The organism is Streptomyces sp. NPDC103540 (assembly GCF_055584445.1).
In genome coordinates this window covers 1001363-1024559 of the sequence record NZ_JBVJMA010000001.1, presented here as the reverse complement: position 1 = coordinate 1024559, position 23197 = coordinate 1001363, and the positions used below count along the sequence as shown (strand labels likewise).

The window sequence follows — 23197 nt, the reverse complement described above, 5'->3', positions numbered from 1 at the left end:
GCCCGCACGGTCGCGGCAGCCCTCACGGCCACAGGAGCCCTCACGGCCACAGGCCCGCCGTGAGCGGGGCCAGGGTCGGCTCCGGGGCGGTCCCGGGGGCCGCGGGCGCCGGGCGGCGCTCCTCCGGCGGGACGATCGCCGGAACCGGCGCGGACTGGCCCAGGAAGATCCGCCGCACGACGCGCTCGGCCGCGTGGCCGTCGTCGCAGGAACAGAACCGCGAGCGGAACGCCGCCCGCAGCTGGGCCGAGCGGGAGCCCTGCCAGTGGCCCGTCGCGAAGATGTCGACGAGCTCGTCCTCGGTGCGGGCGATCGCCCCGGGCGGGCAGGTCCGCAGGTCGAAGTAGGTTCCGCGGGCCGCCTCGTACGCCTCCCAGTCGTCGGCGTGGATCACGATCGGCCGGTCCAGCGCGGCGTAGTCGAACATCAGGGACGAGTAGTCGGTGACGAGGGCGTCCGAGGCGAGGCACAGCTCCTCCACCGACGGGTGCGCGGAGACGTCGATCAGACGCGGGTGCGGGTCCGGTGCGGCCGGCTCGCCCGCGTACGTCAGGTGGGTGCGGGTCAGGATCACGAAACGGGGGCCGAGGTCGCGCAGGACCCGCTCGAAGTCCAGGTGCCGGGGCATGCTGCGCCGGTAGTCGCGGTGCGTCGGGGCGTAGAGGACCGCGGTGGTGCCCGGTGCGATCCCCAGGCGCTCGCGCAGCGCGAGGACGTCGGCGCGGGTGGCCCGGTGGAAGGGGTCGTTGCGCGGGTAGCCGTACTCCAGCGTGGTGTACGAGGCGGGGAGGGCCTTCTCCCAGACGAGGGTGGAGTGCCGGTTCGCGGAGAGCAGGTAGTCCCACTGGTCGGCGCCGCGCAGCAGCCCCGCGAAGTCGGTGGTCGGGGTGGCCGCCGGCCGGTCCTGGAGGTCGAGGCCGACCCGCTTGAGCGGGGTGCCGTGCTGGGTCTGCACCAGGATCTGCCCCGGACGCTTGACGAGGCCCCGGTCGAAGTTGACGTTCGTGGTCAGGTACGTGGCCCGGGCCAGGGCCGTCCAGTACGCGGCCGTCCCCGGGCTCAGCGCCGCGGGCCCCGCCGGCAGGCCCGCCGCGTGGCGGGGGTCGCAGATCCAGGCGGTGCGCATGTGCGGGGCGAGCTCCCGCAACTTCGCCTCGATCGCGGCCGGGTTGCAGGCGTAGCCGCCGTTCCAGTACGCGGAGAACACCGCGAGGTCGGGGCGCAGCGGCAGCAGCCGCTGGATCCGGTAGTGCAGGCGCAGGGCGCACTCGCGCAGGCCCCGCCCCAGGACGCCGGCCCCGGCCGCGCCGGCGAGGCCCGCCGCGCGCAGCGCGGACAGCACCCCGTACGTGCGCCGCAGCCCCGTCCGCATCAGGGTCTGGCGCAGCCGGTCGGTGCGGGTCAGGGACAGCGGCAGGGCGTCGGCGCCCGCGCCCGGGGCCCGGTGGCGGCGCAGCAGGGCCGAGGCCCGGGCGAAGAACTCGGCGCGGGCGGCGCGCGGCAGGCGGCGCGGGTCGGCGTACACGGCGCAGAAGTGCTCGGCCATCCGACGGTGCACGGCGGGGCGCCAGCGCTCCAGTTCGGGGCGGGCGGCGAGGAGGCCGAAGACGCGCTCGTACTGGTCGAAGACGTCGAGGTGGCGCCGGCTGGTGGTGGTCAGGATCGAGCCCGTGCGGCGCTGGCGGTAGTGGACGCAGACCCGGTCGAGGACGGCCACGGACTCGGCGGCGAGCAGCGCCGGATAGGTCCAGGGGGTGTCCTCGTAGAAGCCGGGCGGGAATTCGAGGCCCTCGCGCTCGACGTACTCGCGGCGGTACGCCTTGTTCCACACCACCATCAACATGCCGAGCAGGGCCGGGCGGTCGGCGAGGCGGAAGCTCGCCGGGCCGTCCTCGTGGAGGCGGTGGGAGAGCCGGTTGCGGACCACCTCGCCGGTCCAGAAGACGCGCGCGTAGTCGTAGACCAGGACGTCGGGGGAGCCGGTGGCCTTCAGCCGGTCGGTGACGGCCTGGAGGGCGCCGGGCGCCAGGACGTCGTCGCCGTCCAGGAAGATCAGGTAGTCGCCGGTCGCCCGGGCCAGACCCGCGTTGCGGGCCGGGCCCAGACCGAGGTTGTGCGCCAGGTGCACGGCCGTCACCCGGGGGTCGCGGGCCGCGTACTCGTCGATGATCGAACCGCACGCGTCGGGGGAGGCGTCGTCGACCGCGATCAGTTCCAGGTCCGGGTACGACTGGGAGAGGACGGAATCCAGACTCTCCTGGAGGTACGCCTGAACCTTGTACGCGGGCACGATGACGCTGAACCGGGGCACGGCACATCCAGGGGTCGGCGCGGGCATATTGCCCAGGAACCGCGCGCGCGGCGATCGGGTTACGCACCGTGTGGCATTCGGGTTACGCAGCGTCAACACGGCACGTCAATGCCGTGATCATCGGGGTGTGGGGCTAGGCGACCGGCAGCCGACCCGTTACTTGACCGCGCCGGCCATCACCCCCGTGACGAACTGCCGCTGGAAGGCGAAGAAGACGACCAGGGGCACGACCATCGACAGGAACGCGCCCGGCGCCAGGACGTCGATGTTGTTCCCGAACTGCCGTACCTGCTGCTGGAGGGCGACCGTGACGGGCGGGTGCGCCGAGTCCGCGAAGACCAGCGCCACCAGCATGTCGTTCCACACCCACAGGAACTGGAAGATGCCGAGCGAGGCGATCGCCGGGCCGCCCAGCGGCAGCACCACCCTTGCGAACAGCCGCAGTTCGCCCGCTCCGTCCAGCCGCGCCGCCTCCAGCAGCTCGCGCGGGATCTCCGCGAAGAAGTTCCGCAACAGGAAGACGGCGAAGGGCAGGCCGAAGGCCGTGTGGAAGAGCACCACGCCGGCGGTGGTCTCGAACAGGCCGAGCGTGCCGAAGAGTTCCGACACCGGGATCAGTGCCACCTGCACGGGGACCACCAGCAGCCCGACCACCACCAGGAACAGCCAGTCCCGTCCGGGGAACTCCAGCCAGGCGAAGGCGTATCCGGCGAACGAGCCCAGGGTGATCACCAGCAGGGTCGCCGGGACGGCGATCGCCACCGTGCTCAGCAGCGACCCCGTGATGGTGTCGTTCGCCAGCAGCCGCGCGTAGTTGGAGGTGGTCAGGCGGGCCGGCTCGGCGAGCACCCGCCACCAGCCGTCCTCGGCGAGATCGGTGGGGGACAGGAAGGAGGAGACCAGCAGCCCCAGGGTGGGCAGCAGCCAGAACAGGGCGGCCACCACCAGGAAGACGCGCAGGGCCCCGCCGGCCACCAGCGCGGCGAGCCGGCCCGGGCGGGAGGGGCCGCTCCCCTTCGCGACGTCGTGTGCCGGGCTCATCGGGAGGCCTCCTTGCGCATCCTGCGGATGTTCACGAGCATCACCGGCACCACCAACACCAGGAGCAGCACGGCGATGGCGCTGCCGAGCCCCGGATCGGCGTCCGTCCCGAACGAGGTCCGGTACAGCTGGAGCGCGAGCACGTTCGCGTCGTCCTGCACCGCGCCCGGGGCGATCACGAAGACCAGGTCGAAGATCTTCATCACGTTGATGACCAGGGTGACCAGCACCACCACCAGCACCGGAGCCAGCAGCGGCACGGTGATCCGCCGGAACACCTGCCACTCGTTCGCCCCGTCCACCCGGGCCGCCTCCAACAGCTCGCGCGGTACGGCGGCCAGCCCCGCCCCGATCAGCACCATCGCGAAACCGGCCCACATCCACACGTACGCCCCGATCACCGCGGGCGTCACCAACGCCGGACCCAGCCAGTCGACCCCCGCGTACGCCTCCCGGAAGTTCGCCGCCGGCAGCCGCAGCAGCGCGCCGTCGGCCGCCGCCGGCAGGGTGAAGGTGCCGTCCGCCCCGGCCGTCGTCGACGCCACCACCCGACCGTCCCGGACCGCCTCGATCCGCATCCCCGACAGCCCCGACTCGGTGGGGTCGACCGCGTTCGTCGCGCCGCCCCCGCCCCGGGTGAAGTCCTGCCAGACGGTGCCCGTCACCTTCCCGGGCAGCGGCTCGGGCCGGCCCGCCGTACGCGTCCCCGCGGGCAGTGCCTCCGGTGCCACCCCGACCAGCGGGAGCAGCGCGGGCACGCCCACCCGGACCGGGTCCCGGGTGACGAAGGCGCCGCCCTCGGCGTCCCGGAGCGGGGAGTCGCGGCCGGGCCGGGCCTTGGGGAAGGCCGAGGCGGACGCGAACGTGTCGTGGACCCCGACCCAGACGGCGTTGGCCACGCCCCGGTCGGGGTCGTGGTCGTAGACGAGCCGGAAGATGATGCCCGCCGCCAGCATCGAGATCGCCATCGGCATGAACACCAGCAGCTTGAACGCCGTCCCCCAGCGCACCCGTTCGGTGAGCACCGCGAAGATCAGACCGAGGGCGGTGGCCGTGACCGGCGCGAGGACCACCCACAGCGCCGTGTTCCCGATCGCGGTCCGGATCGTCGGGTCGCTCAACATCTCGCGGTAGTTGGCCGCCCCCACGAAGGTGTCGCCGGAGCGGTCGAAGAGGCTGCGGTACAGCGAGTAGCCGATGGGATGGACGACGAGCGCCCCCAGCAGCACCAGCGACGGCAGCAGGAAGGCCGCCGCGACCAGCCGCCGGCGGCGGCCGGCCGAGGAGCGGGGGCCGGTCGAGGGCTGGGGGCCGGCCGGGGAGCGGGGGCCGGCCGGGGAGTGGGGGGCGCCCCGGGCGGGCCGCTCGTTCCGGTGGCTCCGTCCGTTCCGTTCGTTCCGTTCATCCCGTTCGTTCCGGTCGGGCCGGGTGTTCCGGTCGGACCGTTCGTTCCGGTCGCCCGCCACCGGTTCAGTTCCCGTAGGCCTTGGACGCTTCCGCCTCCAGCCTCGCCTGGATCCCCGCCACGTCCGACGGGTTCGCCAGGAAGTCCTGGAGCGCCTTCCACTCGCCCGCACCCGGGGTCCCGCCGAACGCCGCCGGGGCCTGGTCCGACATGTCGAAGCGGAAGTCGTCGCCCGCCGCGATCAGTGCCTTCGCGATGCCCCGCTGGATGTCGTTCGGGTACACCGCCACGTCCACGGCCTTGTTCGGGGAGATGAAACCGCCCTCACGGGCCTGGATCTCCGCCGCGTCCGGCGACGCCAGGAACGTCAGCAGCGCCTGCGCGCCCTTCGAGGGCTTCAGCGCCACCGCCACGTCACCGCCCGAGACCACCGGTGCCTTCGCGCCGACCGCCGGGAAGGGGAACACCAGCGCGTCCTTCCCCACCTTCGCCTCGGTCTGCCCGATGTTCACCGCCACGAAGTCGCCCTCGAAGACCATCGCCGCCGCCGGCCGGTCCCCGCCGGTGAAGGTCTGCGTCACCGACTTCGGGAACTCCGTCGCCAGCGCCCCGCTCTGGCCTCCCGCCAGGAAGTCCTTGCGGCCGAACAGCTCGCCGAGGGTCGTCAGCGCCTGCCGGACGCTCTCGTCCGTCCACTTGATCTCGTGCTTCGCCAGACGGTCGTAGTTCTGCGGGCCGGCCTGCGAGAGGTAGACGTTCTCGAACCAGTCGGTCAGCGTCCAGCCGTCCGCGCCCGCCACGGACACGGCGGGCGTCCCCGACGCCGAGAGGGTGTCCGCCGCCGTGATCAGCTCCTTCCAGGTCGTCGGGGGCTTGACGCCCGCCGCCTCGAAGGCCTTCGCGCTGTACCAGACCAGCGACTTGTTGGCCGCCTTGTAGTAGACGCCGTACGGGGTGCCGTCCACCGAACCCAGCGCCCGCCAGCCCGGCGAGTAGTTCGCCTCCGACTGGGCCTTCGCCTCCGGACCCAGCGGCTGCGCCCACTTGTTCTTCACCGCCGCGGCCAGCGCCCCCACCTGCGGGAGGAGCGCGACGTCCGGCGGCTGCCCCCCGGCGATCTTGGTGCCGAGGAAGTTGACGATGGGGTCCTGCGCCGGCACGAACGTGACGGTCGCGCCCGTGCGCTTCTCGAACTCCTTCAGCACCTTCGCGAAGTTCGCCTGCTCGGGACCCGTCCAGACCGCGGCGACCTCCAGCTTCTCGCCGGGCAGCTTCGGTAACGTCACCCGGGGCGCCGACGCGCCGCCCGTCGTGGCACCCGCCTCCGGGGGCCCGGCGCTGCCGCCGCCGTCGCCGCCGCACGCGGAGAGGGCGAGCGCGCCCGCGACCGCCAGGGCCGCCCACCCGATGTTCGTCCGGCTCGTTCCGTGCTCGCGCATGGCTGTGCCCCCGATGCCCGTGGTGTGTCCCGGACCACAAGGTCTACGCCGACCCGCGCACCCCCGCAATACCGCCTCGCGGGGCCGCGGGCCGGCGCCCGCGGCCCGTCAGGGGGCGGGCGGGAACAGCACCGGGACGGCCGACACCAGGTGCGAGGCCCGGTCGAGGGCACTGGCCAGCAGCGCCAGGTCGGTCGGCCCGTTGCCCAGCTCGCGCACCGGGCGGCGGGCCGGCGGGTCGCCCATGCGGTCCCACTCCACCGGGACCACGGTCGGCCTCAAGGTCGCCGTCCGGGGGATCCGGCCGGTCACCCGACCCGCCTGGAAGGGGACCTTCCGCCCGTCCGCCCAGCGCAGCACACCGCGCCCGGGACCCGGCTGTTCGGGGGCGTCCAGCTCCACCCGCAGCGTCGCCAGCCGCACCGGCTCGGTCTGCGCCGTCCGCTCCGGGCGGGCGCTGGCGGTGATCAGGTGCACCCCGAGCCGGGCGCCCTCGCGGGCCACCCCCTCCAGGATCCGCACCACCGAACCGGCGGCCGGCCTGCCCGTACTGCCCAGGCCCGGGGCGACCAGCGCGTCGAAGTCGTCCACCAGCACCACCAGGCGGGGCAGCGGGCTCGGCCCGGCCGCCGGATCCGTACGGGGCGCGGCGGCCCGCAGCCGCAGCGTGCCGGTGCGCGGGGGGTCGAGGTCGCCGCGCAGCTCGCCGGGGCTCGGCGGGCGCGGGGCGACCATCCGGTCCGAGACCTCCCGCCGGGCGTGCCACTGCGCGAAGGGGACCCCGTCCAGCAGCTCGTGGCGGCGCTTGAGTTCCGCTCCGAGGGCCTGGGCGAACTCCCGCATCCGCACCGGGTCCGAGGCCACGAGGTGCGCCGAGACGTGCGGGAGCTCCGTGCACGGGGCCAGCCCCTCCCCGCGCTCGCCGCCGGCCCCGTCCAGCAGGACCAGGCCCAGGTGGTCGGGGCGGGCCGCCGCCGCCAGCGAGGCCGCCAGGGAGCGCAGCAGCTCCGTACGGCCGCTCCCGGCGGGGCCCTCCACGTGCAGGTGCGGGCCGTCGTCGACCAGCTCGGCGAGGACCGGGCCGCGCCGTCCGCTGCCGAGGACCACCTCGGCGAGCCCGCCGACGCCCTGGCCCCGCTCGGTGGCGGCGGCCCAGCGGGCCATCAGGGAGGCCGGGGTCGCGCGGGCCAGCCCCAGTTCGTCCAGGAGCCGCGAGGTCGCGGGCAGGTTCGCCGCCGCCGGCCGGTAGTCGGTCGTCTCGGGGGCCGCGCCGTCGGAGCGCAGCGGGGCCAGGGCCCGCGCGAAGCGCTCCGCCCAGGCGGCGGAGACCGCGTCGGCCACCGCCGTCACCCCGGGTTGCACGGGGGTGCCGCCGCCGACCGCGAAGGTGCGTACGACGGTGGCGACGTCACCGCTCAGCAGGGCGGCCATGCCGCAGTCCCGGAAGGCGGGGGTGTGCGCGCAGGCCTCGTCGTACGTGGCGGGCACGGGGGAGGTGGCGCCGGCCGCCGGGGCCTCGGCGAGGACCAGGACGTGGACGCCGGCGACCGCCCCGTGCGAGGCGAGCCGGCCGGTGACCTCGCGCAGGGAACCCGCGCCGGGGTCGCCGTCCACCACGAGGAGGGTGCGCGGACCCTCGTAGGCGTACGCGGCCTCGCGCAGCGCCGCCGGATCGGCGCCGGCCCAGTGCGGGCCGAGCGGGCCGTCGTCCAGGCGCCGGGTCAACTCGCCGGTGCGGGCGGCGGCCTGGTCGCGGTCGTAGGCGAGCAGCAGCCGGGTGTCCTGGCCGTGCGCGGGCCGTACGTGGGGCAGCCAGCCCAGCCAGCCCCAGTCGCGGCGGCGTTCCTGTACCGGCCGGGCGCGGTCGCAGGCCAGCAGGACGATCTCCAGCTGCCCGGGGGCGTGCAGGGCGGCCAGCTGCGCGATCACCGAACGGGCCACGCCGATCAGCCGGGGGCGCGGCCCGCAGATCCCGAGCGAGCCCGCGTCGCGCAGCGCGACCCGGTTGCCCGCGCCGAGCCCCACCTCCAGGAAGCCGCTCCGTCCGGGCCGGCGCGACCACAGCCGCTCCGTCGGCCCGAGGGCGGTCAGCAGCAGCGTGGCCGGGTCGTCGTCGGAGGGGACGGCAGCCGTCCGCGCCTCGGGCTCCGCCGGAGCCTCGGGTCCCTCCTCCTCCCCGCGCACCAGCTTGCGGGCCCACGCGCCGAGGCCCCGGCGGCGGGGGCGGCCCGCCTCGGAGTCCGCGCGGGGGGCGTACGGGCCGCCCGCGCCCGGGGCGGGCGCGCCCGCGTACGTGCTCGTCGTCGGGCCGCCGGGGTGCGCGCCGGGGTGCGCGCCCGCGCCGGGGGCGTCAGGGTGGCGCTCGACGGCGTACGGGGCGCCGGCCGGGCCCTCGGGGGCGGCGCCGGTGCCGGGGGCCGCCTCGGCCCCGGGCGGTCGCGGCAGGCACAGGTGCCCCTCCAGGTCGGGGACCACCGGCAGGGCGGCCCGGGCCCGCCCGGGCGCCAGCCGCAGCGTGGACTCGCCGATCCGCAGCAGCGCCCCGGGTACCAGCGGGACGGCGCGCACGCCGACCGGGGCGCCGTCCAGCGTGGTGCCGTTCGTGGAGCCCAGGTCGGCCACCCGGACCCGCCCGTCGGCGGACACGGTGACCGCGCAGTGCAGCCGCGAGACGTCGGGGTCGTCGAGGGGGACGTCGGCGTCGGCCGAGCGGCCGACGCGGACCGCCCCGGGGTGCAGCAGGTGCACGCCGCCCGCGTCGGGGCCGGCCACCACGTGCAGTTGGGGGGCCGCCTGCGGCTCCTCCTCCGGCGGGAACCCGGTCTCGGTCTCCGCCGCCGGGGTGTTCAGCGCGAGGACGGCCCCGTCCACGAGCGGGGGTTCGCCCAGGACGGTCCGCTGGAGGTCGAGGCGGCGCGCGCCCGAGTACAGCACCACGGTGCCGCCGGTGTCGGGACCGCCCACGGTGGCCGCGAGCCCGGAGGCCACCGCGGCCAGGGCGGTGCCGACGGGCGCGGTGACGAGTACGTCACATCGCGCCGGGGCGGTGGCGGCGTGGTGGCCGCCGCGTGGTCCAAGGACGGTCAGCCGGATCTGCATCGCCGTCAGCGGTCCCTTCTGCGCCGAGCGCAGTGCGCGGTGCGTGCGCCGGGCAGGGGGGACGGCGGGGCACGCCCGCCCGATCACCCCCCACCCGGCGCGGACGCGTCGTCCGGTCAGGTCTGCCGGAAGGCAGGGCTCCCGTCCCGGCCGTTCCGTACGGGTGCATCCTCGCACCTGTCGCCCGCAACACGCCCGACACCCACCGATAAATGATCTTGATCCTCGGTGGTGTCGCGCGCGAGCCGTTCCGTCGACCCGCGGGCGCCGGTCCGAGCTTCACAGGTGGGGGGCGACGCCGGGCGGAAACCGGCGGAAAGGGCCCCCGGCATACCCCACGAAACTCACCCTTCGTACACATGTACGGCAACCAACCTCCGCGGGCCAGCGTCTTCCCCGGGGACACCCCCTAGAGTTGGGGCCGAAACCCAACGCAGCGAAAAAACCGGAAAAGACGACAGCAGGGAGCGCGAGACGTGCGGCCAGTCGGCAGCAAGTACCTGCTCGAGGAGCCGCTCGGGCGCGGCGCCACGGGCACTGTCTGGCGTGCCCGCCAGCGGGAGACCGCCGGTGCGGAGGCAGCCGTCGCCGGGCAGCCCGGCGAGACCGTGGCCATCAAGGTCCTCAAGGAGGAACTGGCCCAGGACCCGGACATCGTCATGCGCTTCCTGCGCGAGCGCTCCGTCCTGCTGCGCCTGACCCACCCCAACATCGTCCGCACCCGCGACCTCGTCGTCGAGGGCGACCTGCTGGCCCTGGTGATGGACCTGGTCGACGGCCCCGACCTGCACAGGTACATCCGGGAGAACGGCCCCTTCAGCCCCGTCGCCGCGAGCCTGCTGACCGCGCAGATCGCCGACGCGCTCGCCGCCAGCCACGCCGACGGCGTCGTCCACCGCGACCTGAAGCCCGCCAACGTGCTGCTCGACGAGAGCCACGGCCAGATGAAGCCGATGCTCACCGACTTCGGCATCGCCCGCCTGGCCGACTCCCCGGGCCTGACCCGCACGCACGAGTTCGTCGGCACCCCCGCCTACGTGGCCCCCGAGTCGGCCGAAGGACGCCCGCAGACCTCCGCCGTCGACATCTACGGCGCCGGCATCCTCCTCTACGAGCTGGTCACCGGCCGCCCGCCGTTCGCCGGGGGCACCGCCCTCGAAGTGCTCCACCGCCACCTCAGCGAGGACCCGCAGCGCCCCTCCACGGTCCCCGAACCGCTGTGGACCGTCATAGAGCGCTGCCTGCGCAAGGAGCCCGACGAGCGCCCCAGCGCCGAGAACCTGGCGCGCGGGCTGCGCGTGGTCGCCGCCGGCGTCAAGGTCCACTCCTCGCCCGACGAGGTGGAGGCCGCGCTCGGCGTCGGCGCCCTGCTCGGCCCCGACCCCTCTCCGGCTCCGGTCCCGACCACCCCGGCCGGCGCCCCGCCCGCCGCGCCGCCGGACGCGTACGACCCGAACGGCATGACCAGCGTGCTCCCGCCGATCGGCGGGGCCGACGCGACCACCGTGCTGCCCGCCACCGGCGCGCCCGGGGCGCCCGACCCGACCTCGGTCATGCCGCCCGTGCAGCAGCCGGACGCCGCGCACCCGTGGCAGTCGCAGATGCGGGCCGTCCGCGACCGCAACGAGCAGACGCAGATGCACTACCTCGACCCGAGCGAGGACCCGCTGCGCCGCCGCCCGCAGCGCCAGGCGCCCCCGCCGCCGCAGCACCAGCCGCGCCCGCCGCAGCAGCACCAGCAGCCGCAGCAGCACCAGCAGCAGCGCCCGCCGCAGCAACAGCAGTACCAGCAGCAGCCGCCGCAGTACGGGTACCCGCCGCAGCAGCCGCCCCAGCAGTACGCGCCGCCGCAGCAGTACCAGCAGCAGCCCCCGCCGCAGCAGTACCAGCCGCAGCCCCCGCAGTACCGGCAGCCCCCGCAGCAGCCCGTGCAGCAGCCCCAGCAGCCCCCGCAACAGCAGCAGCCGCAGCGCCCGCCGCGGCAGCAGCAGCCCCCGCGCGAGCCGCGCCCGCCGCGCGAGCCCCGCCGCCGCAGCGCCAACCCGGTCCGGATCCCGGGCCTCGGCTGCCTCAAGGGCTGCCTCGTCATGGTGCTCATGCTGTTCGTGGCGGGCTGGCTCGTCTGGGAGCTGACCCCGCTCCAGGAGTGGGTGGGCACCGGCAAGGGATGGTGGGACCAGGTCTGGAGCTGGGGCAGCGAAGCCGTCGACTTCGTCACCTCCATCGGCGAGTCCACCGGCAGCGGCGGCGGCGCCACCCCCTGATCCCGAGCCACCCGAAGTCGGCGCCGAGGGCCCCAACCGGCCCCCGTAGCGCCGACTTCGTGGATTTGTCGACATCCGGGACGTGATTTCGCCCGCAGAAGTGAAGGTCGCCGCGATCCGGAGGGCGTGTCCCCCACTCGGCCGCGTAGCTTGGGTGCGTACGCCAGCCGCTGAGGGAGCAGTCGTGGCACGGAAGATCGGCAGCCGGTACACCGCGCACCAGATCCTGGGGCGTGGCAGCGCGGGAACGGTGTGGCTGGGCGAGGGGCCGGACGGGCCCGTCGCCGTCAAACTGCTGCGCGAGGACCTCGCCTCCGACCAGGAACTGGTCGGACGGTTCGTCCAGGAGCGCAGCGCGCTGCTCGGCCTGGAGCACCCCCACGTCGTATCCGTCCGCGACCTGGTCGTCGACGGCAACGACCTCGCCCTGGTCATGGACCTGGTCCGCGGCACGGACCTGCGCACCCGCCTGGACCGCGAACGACGGCTCGCCCCCGAGGCGGCCGTGGCCATCGTCGCGGACGTCGCCGACGCGCTGGCCGCCGCGCACGCGGCCGGCGTCGTCCACCGCGACGTCAAGCCGGAGAACGTCCTCCTCGACATGCAGGGCCCGCTGGGGCCGGGCGGCGCCCACCCGGCGCTGCTGACCGACTTCGGCGTGGCCAAGCTCATCGACTCCCCGCGCCGGGCCGCCGCCGCGCCGGGCGCCCGGGCCACCGCGCCCACCACCCGGATCATCGGGACGCCCGACTACCTGGCCCCGGAGATAGTGGAGGGGCTGCCGCCGAGGGCGGCCGTCGACATATACGCCCTCGCCACGGTGCTCTACGAGCTGCTTGCCGGGTTCACGCCCTTCGGCGGGGGCCACCCCGGCGCCGTGCTGCGCCGGCACGTCACCGAGACCGTGGTCCCGCTGCCCGGCATCCCCGACGAGCTGTGGCAGCTCATGGTGCAGTGCCTGGCCAAGGCCCCGGCCTCGCGGCTGCGCGCCTCGGAACTGTCGGCGCGGTTGCGCGACCTGCTGCCGCTGCTGGCCGGGATGCCGCCGCTGGACGTGGACGAACCCGACGACGCGGAGCCGGAGCCCGAGGCGGAACGGGAACCGGCGGCCGGCGCCGCGGGCGCCCCGCCGCGCCGGCGCGGGGTGGTGCCGCTGGTGCCGGGGTCGGCGACCGACTCCAACCGGGACACCCACACCTCGATGCGGGTGCCGGGTCCGGAGGAACTGGCGGGCGGGGCCCTGGGCACGGCCCGGGTGCCGCGTCCCGCCGGAGGCCACCGGCCGGGCTCGGCCCGGCACCGGGCGGAGGCCGCGCGCAAGCGCAGGCTGGTGCTGTCCGCCTCCGCGGTGGCACTGGCCGCCGCGGTCGGCGTCGGCAGCTGGATCGCCGCGTCGGGCGACGAGGGCGACGCCCCGCCCCGGGACAGCAAGCACTCGCGGCCCCTCACGCCCTGAGCCGCCCGGGGCCTCCGGCGCCGGAGGGGCGACCGGCGACCGGCGACCGGCGATCGGCGATCGGCGATCGTACGGGGGTGACCGGTGACGCCCGGCCGGGCGGGGACGCGCGCCCCGCCCACCCGGGCGTGCGGTTCAGGCGCCGATCAGCTCCGGGTGCCAACGGCGGGCCACCGCCGGGTGGGCGCGCACCCAGCCCTTGAGCTCGTTGCGGCCGTACTCCGCGTGCAGCGGGTTCGCGCTGTCCTGCGCGATGCCGGGCGCCGCGCTCAGGTAGGCGCCGGGGACGGTCTCCACCACGGCGTCGAGGCGCGGGTTGTAGAAGAACGGCACCGAGAACCGCTCCACGGCCCCGGGCGGGCTGACCACCCGGTGGTCGGTGGCCCGCAGGTAGCCCTCCGTCGCGATCTCCAGCAGCTCGCCCAGGTTGACCACGAAGGCCCCCGGCATCGGCGGGATGTCGACGTAGCCGCCGTCGCGCACCACCTGGAGGCCGCCCACCGAGTCCTGGAGGAGCAGGGTCAGGAAGCCGTAGTCCTTGTGCGCGCCGACACCCTGGTCCGCGCCGGAGGGGGCGGACCCGGGGTAGCGGATCAGCTTCGTGTGCAGGTGGGGGCGGTCCGCGAAGGCCGCGTCGAAGAAGTCCGCGGGGGCGCCGATCGAGATCAGCAGTTCCCGCAGCAGCCGGTGGGCCACCCGCGCCAGGCGGGCCTGCCACTCCAGGACGACCTCGCGCAGCTCCGGCAGCGCGGCCGGCCACTGGTTCGGGCCCTCCAGCCACAGGTACGCCGGGTCCCCCGGGCCCACCTCGGGCGCCGGTCGCTCCGCGCCCACGTCGAGCTGGTCGCGCCAGTCGGAGGCGCCGCCCGTCAGCTCGTGGCCGATGCGGGTGTAGCCGCGGAAGTGCGGGGAGTTCAGGTTGCTCACGGCCAGCCGGTCGGCCTCCGGGAGCGCGAAGAAAGCCCTGGTCAGCTCCAGTATCCGGGCGGTCTCGGCCTCGGTGATCCCGTGCCCCGTCAGGTACAGGAAGCCCGTGTCCCGGGCGGCGGCGTGCAGTTGGGTGAGGAAGTCGGCCCGCTCGGCGGGGTCGTCGGCCCGCGAGAGGTCGATCACGGCCAGCGACGCCGCGGCGGGGGCGGAGGCCAGGGAGGAAGAAGAAGGGGAAGCGGACGAAGGGTGCGCGGACGGCATGACGGCTCCGTTTCGGATGTCACGGGGTCCTGTGCCCAAAGGATGTGGGGGCAGGCGGATGGAGCGTGCCGCCGGCAGGGATGGCGCCGGGGCGGCGTGGCCGCGTTGCAGGACCGAAGTCGGATCGGGGTGGATCAGGCTTGTGCGGGGTCCGTCGGCAGACAGCTCGTCGTGGTGACACGCATGTGGTCCACATGGCGGCGCTTCACGAGTAGGACAGTCATATGGTGAGCGTACGCCTGTGCGGATGCCGTTCCGTACAAGGTTGACCGAGCCTGGCCGGAGAGTGCCGTCCGCGGACCGGCTACGCTGGACCCGTGGCAGTCGTCGATGTTTCCGAAGAGCTGAAGTCCCTCTCCTCGACCATGGGGTCGATCGAGGCCGTCCTGGACCTCGACAAGCTGAGGGCAGATATCGCCGTGCTCGAGGAGCAGGCCGCCGCGCCGTCCCTGTGGGACGACCCGGAAGCCGCCCAGAAGATCACGAGCAAGCTTTCGCACCTCCAGGCCGAGGTCCGCAAGACCGAGACCCTGCGGGGGCGCATCGACGACCTCGCCGTGCTGTTCGAGCTCGCCCAGGAGATGGACGACGCGGACACCCTCGCCGAGGCGGAGGCCGAGCTGACCTCCGTGCGCAAGGCGCTGGACGAGATGGAGGTCCGCACCCTGCTCTCCGGCGAGTACGCCGAGCGCGAGGCCCTCGTCAACATCCGCGCCGAGGCCGGCGGCGTGGACGCCTCCGACTTCGCCGAGCGCCTCCAGCGCATGTACCTGCGCTGGGCCGAGCGCCACGGCTACCCCACCGAGATCTACGAGACCTCGTACGCGGAAGAGGCCGGCATCAAGTCGACCACCTTCGTCGTCAAGGCGCCGTACGCCTACGGCACCCTCTCCGTCGAGCAGGGCACGCACCGCCTGGTGCGCATCTCGCCCTTCGACAACCAGGGCCGCCGCCAGACCTCCTTCGCGGGCGTCGAGGTGCTGCCCGTCGTCGAGACCAGCGACCACGTCGAGATCGACGAGTCCGAGCTGCGCGTCGACGTGTACCGCGCCTCCGGCCCCGGCGGGCAGGGCGTCAACACGACCGACTCGGCCGTGCGCATCACGCACCTCCCGACCGGCATCGTGGTCTCCTGCCAGAACGAGCGCTCGCAGATCCAGAACAAGGCCAGCGCGATGAACGTGCTCCAGGCCAAGCTGCTGGAGCGGCGCCGCCAGGAGGAGCAGGCCAGGATGGACGCCCTCAAGGACGGCGGCAGCTCCTGGGGCAACCAGATGCGCTCCTACGTCCTGCACCCGTACCAGATGGTCAAGGACCTGCGGACGGAGTTCGAGGTCGGCAACCCGCAGGCGGTCCTCGACGGCGAGATCGACGGCTTCCTGGAGGCCGGCATCCGCTGGCGCAAGCAGCAGGAGCAGACCGCGTAAGGCGGTCCCCGCGACGAAGCGGCAACGCAGAAGGACGGGCCCGGACACCCTCAGGTGTCCGGGCCCGTCCTTCTTCTGTGTGATCTGCGTGATCCATGTGATCCCGGCGATCCGGGTGTGATCCGTCCGATCGGGACGCGGCGCGATCAGGCGGTCTGAGCCACCAGCGCCAGAGCCGCCACCAGCACCACCAGAAGCGCGATGAGCGTCACCGGATTCAGGCCGCCGAAGGGGCCCTCCTGCTGGAGGTGCTTCCGGTTCGCCCGGCACACGGGGCAGCGGCCCTGACTCACCGGTGCGGCACAGTTCGCGCACACGAGCCGGTCATAGGTCATGCGCTCCTCCTCTCGTCCCCTTGCGGATCGACAAACGACCGCGATCCTCGAACGACCGCGATCCTCAAACGACAACGGCGCGGGGAACGGGTGCGTTCCCCCTACCACTGTGCCGGCTCCGCGAACATTCGGCGCGGCCCCTTCGGGCACTCGCGGTCCCGCCCGAAGCCACCCGAGGATAAAACGGGCAACTGTCGAATGCCTGGTCCCCACCTCGCGCCCGGTCGCGTATGGTCACGGTCACCTACTCCCGGCGACCGTGGTGCTCCCGTGATCCGATTCGACAACGTCTCCAAGTCCTACCCGAAGCAGAACCGGCCCGCACTCAGAGATGTCTCCCTCGACATCGCCAAGGGCGAGTTCGTCTTCCTGGTCGGCTCCTCCGGCTCCGGCAAGTCCACCTTCCTGCGCCTGGTGCTGCGCGAGGAACGGGCCAGCCACGGTCAGGTGCACGTGCTGGGAAAGGACCTCGCGAAGCTCTCCAACTGGAAGGTTCCGCAGATGCGGCGCCAGCTGGGGACCGTCTTCCAGGACTTCCGGCTGCTGCCGAACAAGACGGTGGCCGAGAACGTCGCCTTCGCCCAGGAGGTCATCGGCAAACCGCGCGGCGAGATCCGCAAGGCCGTCCCGCAGGTCCTGGAGCTGGTGGGGCTGGGCGGCAAGGAAGGCCGGATGCCCGGCGAGCTGTCCGGCGGTGAACAGCAGCGCGTCGCCATCGCCCGCGCCTTCGTCAACCGGCCCGCCCTGCTGATCGCCGACGAGCCGACCGGCAACCTCGACCCGCAGACCTCCGTGGGGATCATGAAGCTGCTGGACCGGATCAACCGGACCGGGACCACCGTGATCATGGCCACGCACGACCAGCAGATCGTCGACCAGATGCGCAAGCGCGTCATCGAACTCGAACAGGGCCGACTCGTGCGCGACCAGTCGCGCGGCGTCTACGGCTACCAGCACTGAAAGGTCCCTGAGACGTCATGCGCGCCCAGTTCGTCATGTCGGAGATCGGCGTCGGCCTCCGCCGCAATCTCACCATGACCTTCGCGGTCATCATCTCGGTGGCCCTCTCGCTGGCCCTCTTCGGCGGTTCCCTGCTCATGCGCGACCAGGTCAGCGCCATGAAGGGGTTCTGGTACGACAAGGTCAACGTCACCGTCTACCTCTGCACCAAGAGCGACGCCATCGACGCCGCGGCCGTCCCCGCGGGCAGCCCCGCCGACGGTTCCGCGGCGGGCTCCGGTTCGGGCCGACCGTGTTCCAGGGGGGCCGTGACCCCCGAGCAGAAGACGGGCATCGAGGCCGAGCTCAAGAAGATGCGGCTCGTCCAGACCGTCATGTACGAGTCCTCCGACGACGCCTACAAGCACTACAAGGAACGCTTCGGCCACACGGCGCTCGCCTCCGTCGTCACCCCCGACCAGATGCCCGACTCCTTCCGGGTCAAGCTGACCGACCCGGAGAAGTACGAGGTGATCACCTCCGCCTTCACCGGCCGCGACGGCGTCCAGTCCGTCGCCGACCAGAGCCAGGAGCTCGACAACCTCTTCGCCCTCCTGTCCACCCTCAACTGGGCCGCCCTCGGCATCATGCTCGTCATGTTGATCGTCGCGTTGCTGCTCATCGTCAACACGGTGCGCGTCTCGGCGTTCAGCCGTCGGCGGGAGACCGGGATCATGCGGCTGGTGGGCGCCTCCGGCTTCTACATCCAGGTGCCGTTCATCATGGAGGCCGCCGTCGCGGGCCTCATCGGCGCCGGACTGGCCTGCGGCATGCTGGGCGCCGGCCAGTACTTCGTGATCGACCACGGCATCGGGCTCCGCGAGAAGCTCGAACTGATCAACTTCATCGGCTGGGACGCCGTCCTCGCCAAGCTGCCGCTGGTCCTCGTCATCGGCCTTCTGATGCCCTCCCTCGCCGCCTTCGTCGCGTTGCGCAAGTACCTGAAGGTGTGACGAGCGCCCCGCGGGCGGTCCGGTCAACCCGGCCTGCCGCGGCGGGGCTTGTCCTAGACTCGGCCGCATGCCGGGTCTGCCCGATCTCTGTCTTCGGCCCCGCGACCTGCGTCGCGGGGCCGTCCTGACGATGGTCTTCCTCGTCTGCGTCGCCACCGCGGCCGGCACGGGATGCTGGCACACCGCCGAAGCCGGCGACGAGGCGCCCGCCGGCGCCGTCGCCGCCACCCGGCCCGACGACCCACCGCACCGCGACCCGCCCGGCGCCGCCGCCACCGCCGACCGGGAGGCCGTCGCCCGCGCCGCCGCCGACGCCGTCGCCGAGGGGAAGTCCGGCAAGAAGGCCGCCCAGGAGGTGGTCAGCCGCAGCGGCGACCGCTGGGGCACCGTCTACGACCAGGGCGAGTACGCCTCCTTCGCCGAGGACCTCGACGGCCACTGGACCGGCGTCGGCCTCTGGGCGAACCGGCTGCGCGACGGCCGCATCGAGGTCGACAGGGTCCAACCCGACAGCCCCGCCGCCCGCGCCGGACTGCGCGCCGGGGACCGGCTGCTCAGCGTCGACGGCCAGGCCGTCACCGGCCTCGCCGTCGCCGACGTCGTCGCCCTGCTGCGCGGCAGGGCCGGCACCCGCGTGGTGCTCGGCATCGGCCGCGGCGGCGTGGACCTCACCGAGACCGTCCACCGGGAGCAGATGCGCAGCGAACCGGTGACCGTACGCCGACTCCCGGACGGCATCACCGTCATCAAGGTCACCTCCTTCACCCGGGGTTCGGGCGAACGGGTGCGCGACGCCGTGCGCGGGGCCCCGCCCGGGGGCGGGGTGCTGCTCGACCTGCGCGGCAACCGGGGCGGCCTGGTCACCGAGGCCGTCACCGCGGCCTCCGCGTTCCTCGACGGCGGGCTCGTGGCGACGTACGACGTACGGGGTTCGGAGCGGGCCCTGTACGCGCGCCCCGGCGGGGACACCACGCGGCCCCTGGTGGCCCTCGTCGACGGGGGCACGATGAGCGCGGCCGAACTGGTCGCGGGCGCCCTCCAGGACCGGGGCCGGGCCGTCGCGGTCGGCACCCGCACCTTCGGCAAGGGCACGGTGCAGATGCCGACCGAACTCCCGGACGGCTCGGTGGCGGAGCTGACCGTCGGCACGTACCGCACCCCGGCCGGCCGCAGCCTCGACGGCGGCGGCATCACCCCGGACCTGGCGGCCGGGGACGGGGCCGAGGAACGGGCGCGTGCGGTATTGGGTGGCCTCGGGGTGGGTCCGTAGTGCGAAAATGACCGCACTATGGCTAAGGAAAAAGGGCGCAAGCTGATCGCCCAGAACAAGAAGGCGCGGCACGACTACGCGATCATCGACACCTACGAGTGCGGGATCGTGCTCACGGGCACCGAGGTCAAGTCCCTGCGCCAGGGCCGTGCCTCGCTCGTGGACGGTTTCGTGTCGGTCGAGGGCCGCGAGGTCTGGATGTACAACGTGCACGTGCCGGAGTACAGCCAGGGCACCTGGACCAACCACAGCGCCCGCCGCAAGCGCAAGCTGCTGCTGCACCGGGAGGAGATCGACAAGCTGGAGCGGAAGGCGGACGAGTCCGGCCACACGGTGGTGCCGCTGTCCCTCTACTTCAAGGACGGCCGCGCGAAGGTCGAGATCGCGCTGGCGAAGGGCAAGAAGGAGTACGACAAGCGGCAGACCCTGCGCGAGAAGCAGGACACCCGCGAGACGAACCGCGCCATCTCGGCGATCCGCCGCAAGCAGCGGGGCACGGTTTAATCTCCTGGCACGCGACGCCGTCCTTCGCGTACCATGGCGTCAGCACCTTCCGCTCGCGGGAGGGGCGACGTGCGGGTGACGAGCCCGTGCGGAAGACAATTCAATAGCGTGAAACATGGGGATGATCGGTTTCGACAGCGGCTGTCGATGTAGGGGAAGCGAGCCGAGGAAGCGGCAATGATCTCGCTAACCACATGTCGCAAAAAATAATCGCCAACTCCAAGAGCGATAACTCCCGCTTCACCCTCGCTGCCTAATAACAGTGAGCTGAAGCCTCTGTGAGGAGCGTCAGCCCGGAAGTGGTCCCGGTCCGGATCCTGGCGTCAACTAGGGATCTAAACCTCTAGCCCCGGTCACGGGGGTTGGAGGGAAATCAAACAGTGACTGAGCCCGTCGGAGACTTGTCCGCGTGATCTCCGGGGCCGAGAAAAGCGCAGCGGAATGCGCTCGGAGAAGCCCTGCTTCTGCACCGTTGGACGCGGGTTCGATTCCCGCCATCTCCACTCATCCCATGTTGGGCGAAGCCCCCGCGACCTGTCGGTCGCGGGGGCTTCGTCATGTCCGGGTCCGGGTCCGGGTCAGGTCCGGACCCGAACCCGGACCCGGGGACGGATCAGCAGAACGGGACCTTGTTGAGGTTCTGGGCGTAGCGGGCGGCGATCCAGCCGGAGCCGTCGGCGAGCTTGTACCAGATCGAATTGCCGTCGACCTTCTGGCCGTTGGTCTTGCACTGGAGGGCGACGGTCTGGCCCTTCAGGACCTTGCCGTGCTTGGCGTAGTGCGTGCCGGGGCCGGAGCGGACGTCGAGGCTCTTGCCGGTGGTGACGATGCGGGCCTTCGGGCCGTCGTGGTGGCCGGGCTTTCCGGGCTTGCTCGGCTTTCCGGGCTTTCCGGGCTTGTCGTGGTGCTGGCCGCACTTCTTGCAGGTGCCGGGCTTGCCGGTGTCGCCCTTGGGGCCCTGCGGGCCGGCGGGGCCGCGGTCGCCCTTCGGGCCCTTGGCGCCCGGGGTGCCCTTGGGGCCCTGGGGGCCGACCGGACCGCGGTCGCCCTTGTCGCCCTTGTCGCCCTTCGGACCCGCGCCCGTGCCGGTGTCGCCCTTGGGGCCCTGCTCCCCCTTGGGGCCCTGCGGGCCGCGGGGTCCGGCGGGGCCGCGGTCGCCCTTGCGGCCGGTGTCGCCCTTGGGGCCCTGCGGCCCGGTGTCGCCCTTGTCGCCCTTCGGGCCGCCGGACGGACCCGTGTCGCCCTTGGGGCCCTGGGGGCCGCGGGGTCCGGCGGGGCCGCGGTCGCCCTTGCGGCCGGTGTCGCCCTTGTCTCCGCGGTCGCCGCGGTCCCCGCGCTCGCCCCGTTCGCCGCGCTCTCCCCGGTCGCCGGTGTCGCCCTTGTCGCCCTTGTCGCCCTTCGGGCCGGGGCGGCCCGGCTTGCCGTGGTGGCCGGGCTTCCCGTCGTGGCCCGGACGACCGTCGTGACCCGGCTTTCCGTCGTCGCCCTTCGGGCCGGTGACCGGCGTGGACACCGCGAACAGGGCGGCGTCCGAGGTTCCGGTGGCCCACTCGCCGCCGTCCAGGGTCGTGCCCTCGGGGGCGCCGGCGTCCACCTTCACGGACACCGCCAGACGCGTCTGCTCGTGGGCGGGGAAGGCGAACCCGGCCCGGGTGCCGGCCTCGCAGGTCAGCATCCGGGCGTCGGAGGAACGGCTGCACGAGCCGCCGGACCGCTGCCCGTTCCAGTAGAACCGGGCCTCGGGGAACGTCGTCCGCTCGGGGGCGGTGATCCGGAAGGTTCCGCTGTGGGCCGCCTCCTCGCCGTTCGTCGCCGTGATGACCACGCGGCCCGTGTTGCCGGGGGCGATCGAGGGGACGTACGGCTGGGAGAAGCGGATGTGCGAGGAGTCGGCCAGGGCCGGCACGGCCGGCACGAGGCAACTCGCGGTGACGGCCGCGACGATCAGGGCCGAGGACACGGAACGGGAAGCAGACAAGGGGAGTTCCTCCGCGAAGGGAAGGGCGCTGGGAAGACCCCCCAGTTATGTCCGATCATGTGCGCCGGGGGTGCGTACCACGCGGGCGTCTTCACTCGCCCGCCGGAGCGATCGCCCCGACAGGGTGCACGGGCCGCCACACCGCGCACACCGACAGGGCGAGGAGCGCGGCGGCCGCCGGCAGGGCGTACGCGGTCGTCGTGCCGAGGTGGTCGACGGCCTGACCGGCCGTCGCGGAACCGGCCGCGATCCCGGCGAGGATGGCGGTGACGGCCACCGTCAGCCCCTCGTTGAGCCGGCCCCCCGGCGTGACCCGCTGGACCAGCGCCATCGCCGTGACCATCACCGGGGCCGTCGCGACGCCCGCCACGAGCAGGGCGAGCGCGAGCAGCGCGAGGGATCCCGAACCGGCCGCCGCCCAGGGCAGGGTCATCGCGACCGCCAGGGCGAGCAGGCAGACGGGCAGGGGGCGGGGGCGCAGGGCGCCGTAGAGCAGTCCGGCGGCGCAGGATCCCGCCGCCTGGAGCGCCAGCACGGGGCCCGAGGCCGCGCCGAGCCCCTGCGCGGCGAGGTGCGCGACCGAGGTCACCTCCATCGAGCCGAACACGATCCCGGTGGCGAGGAGCACCCCGAGCAGGGGCAGCAGCACCCGCACCGGCGAGGGGCCGCGGGTGGTCGGCGTACCGCCGGCCGGGGGCTCCGTCGCCCGGTGCGCGGTGAAGACCAGCATGCCGGTCAGCAGGAGCGCGGCGCCGATCAGGGTGCCGGCCTCGGGGAACCAGACGGAGCACAGCAGGGCCGCGAGGACGGGGCCGAGCATGAAGCACAGTTCGTCGGCGGCCTGTTCGAAGGCCAGGGCGGTGTGCCGGGCCTCCGGGGGCAGGAGGTGGTTCCAGCGGGCCCGGGCCATGCCGCCGATGTTCGGGGTGGTCGCGGTGGCCGCGTACGAGGCGAAGAGGGTCCACGCGGGGGCCTGCGTACGGACGCACAGGACCAGGGACAGCGAGCCGAGGACGGCGATCACCGTGGCCGGTACGGCGACCCGTGCCTGCCCGTGGCGGTCGACGAGCCGGGCCGTCCACGGCCCGACGACGGCGGTGGCGGCCATGCCGGTCGCGGTGACCGCTCCGGCGAGGGCGTACGAACCCCGCTGCCCGGCGATCATCATCACCGCGCTGATCCCGAACATGCCCATGGGCAGGCGGGCGATGAGGTTCCCGGCAGTGAAGCCGCGAGCGCCGGGGAGGTCGAAGAGGCGGGCGTACGGGGTCCACACGCGGGCGGGCCGGACCCGTGCGCGCCGGACGGGGGCGGGCCGGACGGGGGCGGGCCGGACGGGGGCGGGCCGGACACGGCGGGGGCGTTCGTCCCGGACCCGGCGGGAGGGCGGGGGAGGGGCGATCCGGGGCGGGGCGGCCAGGACGAGGGTGGTGCCGGTCACGGCCAGGAGCGGGGGGTTCTGCGGCATGCCCCGAGCCTGCGGCCCGCGCCCCCGGCCGGTCCAACACCTGTTCAGGGCCGATTC

The 23197-nt window shown here is 73.8% G+C and carries 16 protein-coding genes and 1 other RNA gene; 8 read left to right on the top strand and 9 right to left on the bottom strand.

The window, feature by feature from the left end:
• Positions 1–40 precede the first annotated feature (40 nt).
• From ACZ6ZI_RS04570 to ACZ6ZI_RS04550, 5 genes are all read right to left on the bottom strand, one after another.
• Entirely contained in the window at positions 41–2311 is a 2271-nt protein-coding gene (locus tag ACZ6ZI_RS04570) for a bifunctional glycosyltransferase/CDP-glycerol:glycerophosphate glycerophosphotransferase (protein ID WP_469515666.1), read from the bottom strand.
• 156 nt (positions 2312–2467) lie between these two features.
• Complete coding sequence (locus ACZ6ZI_RS04565) at positions 2468–3352, bottom strand: carbohydrate ABC transporter permease (RefSeq protein WP_469515663.1); 885 nt, start codon at positions 3350–3352, stop codon at positions 2468–2470.
• A complete protein-coding gene (locus ACZ6ZI_RS04560; protein WP_469515874.1) occupies positions 3349–4614 on the bottom strand; it encodes a carbohydrate ABC transporter permease in 1266 nt (421 codons plus the stop codon). The genes ACZ6ZI_RS04565 and ACZ6ZI_RS04560 overlap by 4 nt, the downstream gene beginning before the upstream one ends.
• 208 nt (positions 4615–4822) lie before the next feature.
• Entirely contained in the window at positions 4823–6196 is a 1374-nt protein-coding gene (locus ACZ6ZI_RS04555) for an ABC transporter substrate-binding protein (RefSeq protein WP_469515660.1), read from the bottom strand.
• A 108-nt stretch (positions 6197–6304) separates the two neighbouring features.
• Positions 6305–9295 (bottom strand): FtsK/SpoIIIE domain-containing protein, encoded by a 2991-nt coding sequence (locus ACZ6ZI_RS04550; protein WP_469515656.1) that lies wholly within the window; start codon positions 9293–9295, stop codon positions 6305–6307.
• A 476-nt stretch (positions 9296–9771) separates the two neighbouring features.
• On the opposite strand from ACZ6ZI_RS04550, the gene ACZ6ZI_RS04545 reads away from it, so the two are divergent.
• Positions 9772–11559: a serine/threonine-protein kinase gene (locus ACZ6ZI_RS04545; protein WP_469515653.1), complete on the top strand. Its 1788-nt coding sequence runs from the start codon at positions 9772–9774 to the stop codon at positions 11557–11559.
• A 184-nt stretch (positions 11560–11743) separates the two neighbouring features.
• Positions 11744–13015, top strand: coding sequence for a serine/threonine-protein kinase (locus tag ACZ6ZI_RS04540; RefSeq protein WP_469515651.1), 1272 nt, complete (start codon positions 11744–11746; stop codon positions 13013–13015).
• A 135-nt stretch (positions 13016–13150) separates the two neighbouring features.
• Here the strand turns inward: ACZ6ZI_RS04540 and ACZ6ZI_RS04535 are convergent, their stop codons facing one another.
• On the bottom strand, positions 13151–14206 hold the full coding sequence (locus ACZ6ZI_RS04535; protein ID WP_469515646.1) for an isopenicillin N synthase family dioxygenase: 1056 nt from the start codon (positions 14204–14206) through the stop codon (positions 13151–13153).
• A gap of 317 nt (positions 14207–14523) precedes the next feature.
• On the opposite strand from ACZ6ZI_RS04535, the gene prfB reads away from it, so the two are divergent.
• The gene (gene prfB / locus ACZ6ZI_RS04530; protein ID WP_363062190.1) at positions 14524–15633 is read left to right on the top strand and encodes a peptide chain release factor 2; all 1110 of its coding nucleotides are present in this window, start codon (positions 14524–14526) and stop codon (positions 15631–15633) included.
• Between the two features lie 146 nt (positions 15634–15779).
• Here the strand turns inward: prfB and ACZ6ZI_RS04525 are convergent, their stop codons facing one another.
• Positions 15780–15968, bottom strand: a complete 189-nt coding sequence (locus ACZ6ZI_RS04525; protein ID WP_469515642.1) for a hypothetical protein — start codon at positions 15966–15968, stop codon at positions 15780–15782.
• Positions 15969–16238: 270 nt separating this feature from the next.
• Between ACZ6ZI_RS04525 and ftsE the strand changes: the two genes are divergently transcribed.
• The 5 genes from ftsE to ssrA all read left to right on the top strand — a co-directional run bounded on the left by ftsE (position 16239) and on the right by ssrA (position 20200).
• On the top strand, positions 16239–16928 hold the full coding sequence (gene ftsE, locus ACZ6ZI_RS04520) for a cell division ATP-binding protein FtsE (RefSeq protein ID WP_363062194.1): 690 nt from the start codon (positions 16239–16241) through the stop codon (positions 16926–16928).
• A gap of 17 nt (positions 16929–16945) precedes the next feature.
• Positions 16946–17920, top strand: coding sequence for a permease-like cell division protein FtsX (ftsX, locus tag ACZ6ZI_RS04515; protein WP_469515637.1), 975 nt, complete (start codon positions 16946–16948; stop codon positions 17918–17920).
• Between the two features lie 67 nt (positions 17921–17987).
• Positions 17988–19190 (top strand): S41 family peptidase, encoded by a 1203-nt coding sequence (locus ACZ6ZI_RS04510; RefSeq protein ID WP_469515634.1) that lies wholly within the window; start codon positions 17988–17990, stop codon positions 19188–19190.
• 18 nt (positions 19191–19208) lie between these two features.
• Entirely contained in the window at positions 19209–19694 is a 486-nt protein-coding gene (gene smpB, locus ACZ6ZI_RS04505) for an SsrA-binding protein SmpB (RefSeq protein ID WP_363062200.1), read from the top strand.
• A gap of 117 nt (positions 19695–19811) precedes the next feature.
• Positions 19812–20200, top strand: a transfer-messenger RNA (tmRNA) gene (gene ssrA / locus ACZ6ZI_RS04500).
• Positions 20201–20307: 107 nt separating this feature from the next.
• On the opposite strand, the gene ACZ6ZI_RS04495 is transcribed toward ssrA, so the two are convergent.
• Together ACZ6ZI_RS04495 and ACZ6ZI_RS04490 are read right to left on the bottom strand one after the other, a co-directional pair.
• A complete protein-coding gene (locus ACZ6ZI_RS04495; protein ID WP_469515632.1) occupies positions 20308–21672 on the bottom strand; it encodes an SH3 domain-containing protein in 1365 nt (454 codons plus the stop codon).
• Positions 21673–21763: 91 nt separating this feature from the next.
• Positions 21764–23140, bottom strand: coding sequence for an MFS transporter (locus ACZ6ZI_RS04490; protein WP_469515629.1), 1377 nt, complete (start codon positions 23138–23140; stop codon positions 21764–21766).
• Positions 23141–23197: the final 57 nt, after the last annotated feature.

Bases quoted from the DNA above. Each gene is read 5' to 3' on its own strand.
- ACZ6ZI_RS04565 (WP_469515663.1), bottom strand. From the start codon at position 3,352: ATGAGCCCGGCACACGACGTCGCGAAGGGGAGCGGCCCCTCCCGCCCG.
- ACZ6ZI_RS04555 (WP_469515660.1), bottom strand. From the start codon at position 6,196: ATGCGCGAGCACGGAACGAGCCGGACGAACATCGGGTGGGCGGCCCTG.
- ACZ6ZI_RS04550 (WP_469515656.1), bottom strand. From the start codon at position 9,295: ATGCAGATCCGGCTGACCGTCCTTGGACCACGCGGCGGCCACCACGCC.
- ACZ6ZI_RS04535 (WP_469515646.1), bottom strand. From the start codon at position 14,206: ATGCCGTCCGCGCACCCTTCGTCCGCTTCCCCTTCTTCTTCCTCCCTG.
- ACZ6ZI_RS04525 (WP_469515642.1), bottom strand. From the start codon at position 15,968: ATGACCTATGACCGGCTCGTGTGCGCGAACTGTGCCGCACCGGTGAGT.
- ftsX (WP_469515637.1), top strand. From the start codon at position 16,946: ATGCGCGCCCAGTTCGTCATGTCGGAGATCGGCGTCGGCCTCCGCCGC.
- ACZ6ZI_RS04510 (WP_469515634.1), top strand. From the start codon at position 17,988: ATGCCGGGTCTGCCCGATCTCTGTCTTCGGCCCCGCGACCTGCGTCGC.
- smpB (WP_363062200.1), top strand. From the start codon at position 19,209: ATGGCTAAGGAAAAAGGGCGCAAGCTGATCGCCCAGAACAAGAAGGCG.
- ACZ6ZI_RS04490 (WP_469515629.1), bottom strand. From the start codon at position 23,140: ATGCCGCAGAACCCCCCGCTCCTGGCCGTGACCGGCACCACCCTCGTC.